Source organism: Pseudoalteromonas sp. Z1A6, from assembly GCF_011378745.1.
Classification (GTDB): Bacteria; Pseudomonadota; Gammaproteobacteria; order Enterobacterales; family Alteromonadaceae; genus Pseudoalteromonas; species Pseudoalteromonas arctica.
This window is the reverse complement of record NZ_WTKW01000319.1, coordinates 1-4,787: the sequence shown is the minus strand read 5'-3', so window position 1 is coordinate 4,787 and position 4,787 is coordinate 1. Positions and strand designations below refer to the sequence as shown.

3 protein-coding genes and 1 pseudogene are annotated in these 4,787 nt (G+C 37.1%); 1 reads left to right on the top strand and 3 read right to left on the bottom strand.

What is annotated here, in order from left to right:
* Positions 1-319 precede the first annotated feature (319 nt).
* Entirely contained in the window at positions 320-2,518 is a 2,199-nt protein-coding gene (locus GQR46_RS16235; protein WP_165741510.1) for an exonuclease domain-containing protein, read from the bottom strand.
* A gap of 90 nt (positions 2,519-2,608) precedes the next feature.
* Here GQR46_RS16235 and GQR46_RS16230 point away from each other — a divergent pair.
* Positions 2,609-2,818: pseudogene (locus GQR46_RS16230) on the top strand (protein phosphatase); the annotation flags it as partial.
* Positions 2,819-2,897: 79 nt separating this feature from the next.
* Here GQR46_RS16230 and GQR46_RS16225 read toward each other — a convergent pair.
* Positions 2,898-3,377, bottom strand: a complete 480-nt coding sequence (locus GQR46_RS16225) for a hypothetical protein (RefSeq protein WP_165741508.1) — start codon at positions 3,375-3,377, stop codon at positions 2,898-2,900.
* Positions 3,378-3,637: 260 nt separating this feature from the next.
* On the bottom strand, positions 3,638-4,516 hold the full coding sequence (locus GQR46_RS16220) for a DUF2971 domain-containing protein (RefSeq protein WP_165741507.1): 879 nt from the start codon (positions 4,514-4,516) through the stop codon (positions 3,638-3,640).
* Between the last annotated feature and the right edge of the window lie 271 nt (positions 4,517-4,787).

Here is a 4,787-nt window from a genome sequence, read left to right as displayed (position 1 = left end):
TCGAATGCAACAGCGATTAATGCAAATTTTACATGTAACTAACACGCGTTATAAAAACAAAAGCATGAAACACACTCAAGCAACTAATAATAAACAAATTTAATTTTTACAGCTGATTTAAAGTTACTGGTTTGATCAGTTTAATATAGTGTATTTAAACAAAGAAAGGAGGGGAAATACAAACAAAGCGCACCATTTAGACTTCGAAGTCTAAATGGTATTAAAGATCTACTTTAAACATCAGCACATAATTAATTTTCAATTAAGTGCTGACTATTCATAGCATAACTAGTTAGTAGCTTTTAGTTAATCTGAGGATCTATTCACTACTTTGGGATTGCTGAATAAGTAATAACAGCTCTGCAGTGGCGGTTGCATCGGCAAGTGCTCGGTGATGGCTGGTTAAATTTAAATTAAAGTGCGATGAAAGATTACCCAGCGAATACGACTTTAAGCCTTTAAACGCTTTGCGCGACTCAACCACTGTGCACATTTTTGGCATTTTAAAAAAGTGCCCTGCCATCTCGCATTCTTTTTTAATAAAGCCGTAGTCAAAATTAACGTTATGGGCTACAAAAATACTGCCTGCGAGTTTATCTAACAATGGCTGTGCTACTTCGGCAAATACAGGGGCGTTACGCACCATGCTGTCGCTAATACCGGTTAATGACGTTATAAACCCGGGTATGTGCCTCTGTGGATTTACAAGTGTCGTCCAGGTGTCTATCACTTTGCCATGCTGTACTTTTACAAGGCCAATTTCGGTAATGCGGTTACCGCCTTTTAAGCCGCCCGTGGTTTCTATATCGACCACACTGTAAATACGGTTAGGATCTACAAACCATTTAACGGCGGCAATATGTACCTCAAAGCCCACATTTTTTAAGTTATCAATAGTGGTTAATTGGTTTCGCCTAAGTTTGTCGCCCGGCGCTTTTACCTCTTCAAAATGTACTTTGCCATTATTGATAACCATTAAGTCGGGGTAGCCGTCTTTTAGCTGTAAATAATGTTTACTCATATTGGTTAAATGAGTAATTAATGCCTCATACGGGCTATTTAAAATAAGTGCTTCTAACGGTTGTAGTAGCTCTTTATGCCATCTAAATAAACCATTAGGTTGCTCAAAGTATTGCGCTGCATTTTTACACACTAAATTAAGTAATGCTTGCGACGTTTGGCACTGCGATAAACGCTCATTTATTTGTGCTTGCTGCGCCTCATAAAAGTTACCAAGCCTTAATACTTGCGGATAAATATCAAACTCATTGCATGGCGGGTAAGGCGACTCTACAAATAACTCGTGCCAAAATACTAAACCAAACAAACTTTGCCAAAGCGTGTTTTCGGTATTAAATACAGCCATACCTTGGCGAGTATAATAATCGTTTACGCCCTGCTCTACTTCACCTCGGTACAGTTCATCTATTTCTAGCACGCACTGGGTATCGGCAAGCATGGCACTTAAACGCGAACGTGTTTTTTTATTAAACTTACGCATTAAAAAGTCGTCAGCAAAATACAGTAAATCGTCGGTAAGCGGATTTTCAATAATGGCTTCTAACCGTGCTTTTACCCACTCTTTATTACCAAGCCTGTATTGCTCTCTTATTTGAATTTCTTGTGCTTCGCTGTCATCCACGCACCCTTCAAGTAAGCTAAACGCAAGCTCGCTATCAACACCTTTTAATTGCCGATAAAGCCTTACTAATAATTTGTTTTTTAACGCAACAGCTATTGCACCATGTGCAGCTTGCACTAAAACCTGCGGCGCTAAAGCAATATAATCGCTCTCATCGGTGATATTTTTAAACGCTAACCGGTAACGGTTTAGTAAATAGTTTGATTGCGCTTCGTCAAGTGTTTCAAAGCGCGACAAACTCTCGCTGTGGCCTTCGCGCGTAGCGGTTAAACCTAAATCTCGCATTACAAAACGGTTTTGATGATTCACATCACCACCGCTTAGTTTGCCTGCAAATAAAAACTCAAAATATTCGTAGTAGTCACTGCGGTTATTAATTACATACTGGCTATAAAGTGGCGCGAGCTCGTGTGGGCAGGCTTTAAAAAACTCACGGGCAATATCCACCAGCGCGCCTTTAGCGGCGCTCTTTTTAAAGCTTATTTGATCTGGGTAATTACTTAGCAACTCAAGCAAAGTAGGTTTGGTTAAGTGAGCCAAAAGCTGCGAGTAATGCTGCTCGTTTGGCTCAAATAAAATACCGGCTTTTTTTAGCGTATAAATAGCCTGGTGCGGCGAGGTAATTTCTTCATAATTTAGCGATTGCGCTTGCACCAAATAAGGCTTACGCGAATACACACGCGCCAACATGCACTGGCTTTGCTCATCTAGCTGATTAATTTTATTAATAAATTCACTATGTTTAGGCTCAAGTAAATGCATGCATTTACTTGTTACAAACTCAATAAGCTCTCTAAAATGCGCTAAATAGTATTTTGCTGGTAATTCTTTTTTCATAACATCGCCATAACTGTATATAAAAACAGTATCTAGCATTTATGCTAATTATTCAATCTTAAACTTGTAATCAATAATGCTTATAATTGCCATATAAAAATAATGTAGAGTCGATAAGCACTGAATTTAAAAACCGACATACTACAAACCATATAACAAAAACAAACCATTGCCATACATTGCAAAGGCGGCACTGGCCACAAAGGGTTGGTCGCTGCGTTTATTTTAAATTCGGCAGGTTACACAAAAGAAGAAGTATACAACCGAGTACAAAGCATTCGCCCTAAAGCGCTTACTATAGAGCTGCAAAAAGAGTACTTTGATAGCTTTGAGGTGTAAGGCAGAAATTTAGCACTATGAATAGTGCTAAAAATATTTATGCTAGTAATGAGTTAGCAATGATAGGCTTAATCACTTGTTATATTTCATTTTTAACTCGCTCCCACTCTTTCTTTAAAACAAATTGCGACTGTTCTATGGTTAATTTGTGCGAATTCCAAAACTCTGCATCACTCTCAATAGAACCGCCTGAAAGTAAAGCATTATGCATCTCAGTTACATGGACAAGCAATTTAAGATGACTCTCTTCTTTAGAGTTTATATATAAATTAAGCTTATTAATGGATTCAGTAATATATTGATATTCAGCGTCTGTACGGTCTTCGTAACCAGATGCCCAGTAATGAGAGCATTTACCAGTTATGTCAGCTAGTAAAACCCTTAATTCATTAACCCATGATTGCCTAATAGGTGCAATAATTTGCTTATTTGCAATACGTAAATTATTGGCATTTTGGTTTTTAGATATCCGCATTGAAACTATAGGGCCAACTACAACAGCTAGCATCGCAATTACGAGCGACAGAAAAGGTAATGCAGACTTAACAAATTCAACCACGATCACTCCTTGAAATATAACGAGACTGCAGAATAACTCTAACAGCTAAATTCAATTTAATAATAAGCTCCTGTAATTAACTCAAAGCGTTTTTCAAGCATTAGGTAATGCATTTGGAACCTAAAAAATAGGCTGTTTTTCTTAAAAAAGAGTAATTATACAGCCTTAACGCCGCAAGCAACGGCGGCGTACTGGCGCTGTTTTTGCTGTATCTTTAGCAAAAAATGCGACAGTGTAGGCAGTCCGATTGACCTGCCTTGTTAGCCCTCAACTTCTACTCGCTGTGAGGTGCCATTTATTACACTCATTTGAAATATCTTACAATGAGGATATTGATCTCGAATTACATCCATAATTTCGAGTTTTTTAACATCCAAAATACGAGCACCAAAGGTTATAGAAGTTAGCTCTTTAGGGTAAAATTTAAAATCAGTATACATCTCATCATTAGGGTTAGGCCTTTTAACCATTACTCGCCATTCCTTCTCATTAGCCCATTCATTAGTTTTATGAAAATAGATTGCAAGTCGCGTATTCTTTTTAAGTTCCGCAGATAGACCATAAAGTAAAATATCTAACGCGCTACCAACAACTACTGGTTCATTTGAATATGAAACCTTTTCAGCTTCATGGAATGGTGTGCTCAACTCTTCGATATGACCAAATTCAAACATGCACCCTAAATGACCTTCTCCATAATATCCCCACATAGTATTATTATTTTCATCTTCCGATAAACAATAAAACCTAAGGGAACCATCATTATTTACTTCAGTACTCGTCCTAAGAACTTGTTCAATGTCATTTTTTAATGAAGGTATTTTATTCTCAACTAATCCTAATGTTCTATCTTCACAATACCCTAAGACTTTATATTGCAATATTTCGGTAAGTATTATTTGAGTCCAAGGGGCGTAAATAGTGAAATTTATGACATCGTCATGGTAAATCATTTCGACGAGTTTCTTACTATACAGCTTCCACCCATCATTAAAGCTAGGTTCTAACAACGGCATCTTTTGCAACTCGTTTACATCATTAAACTGGCAAGGGCTTTGCCATCTTAATCGTCCTGTTTCAAGTACAATTTTGGCTGTATCAGCTGTCATATATTTGTATAAAAACTCTGGAACCGACACATATACTCCTTGAGGGCTAACAACTTTCTCTATGACATTCGTCGCTTTATAAACCGACAAACGTCCCTATATTCAATGCATTTACCTTAACCATCAAATAACCACCTGTAAACAATTACCTAACTTAAAATCAGTTTATATAATTGCAAAAAAACATCTAAATGGGTGAGTTCACTAATATTGGACAAAACAGCTACTTCCCATACAAAGCACATTATTTATTGAAATTCAGTCTTTATTTAAAAAGGCGGTAACTTAATTTTAAAGTATT